The following is a 358-nucleotide window of genomic DNA, read 5'->3' on the forward strand; positions in this document are numbered from 1 at the left end:
TTTTGCCTAGTTCCTTCACCCGAGTTCTCTCAAGCGCCTGAGTATTCTCTACCTGACCACCTGTGTCGGTTTTCAGTACGGTTTATAATAGACTGAAGCTTAGTGGCTTTTCCTGGAAGTGTGGTATCAACAACTTCGCTCCCTTAGGAGCTCGTCATCACGCCTTAGTGTTATCAGGGATTCGGATTTGCCTAAATCCCCCACCTACACGCTTAAACAGCCATCCAACAGGCTGCTTGCCTAACCTTCTCCGTCCCCACATCGCATCTATTACAAGTACGGGAATATTAACCCGTTTCCCATCGACTACGCTTTTCAGCCTCGCCTTAGGGGCCGACTCACCCTGCCCCGATTAACG

At 50.0% G+C, this 358-nt stretch carries 1 rRNA gene; it reads right to left on the reverse strand.

Annotated features, from left to right (window positions below):
• Positions 1 to 358: ribosomal RNA gene (locus tag ACTG7L_RS10800) — 23S ribosomal RNA — on the reverse strand; the annotation flags it as partial.

This window comes from Lonepinella sp. BR2357 (genome assembly GCF_051851525.1).
Classification (GTDB): Bacteria; Pseudomonadota; Gammaproteobacteria; order Enterobacterales; family Pasteurellaceae; genus Lonepinella.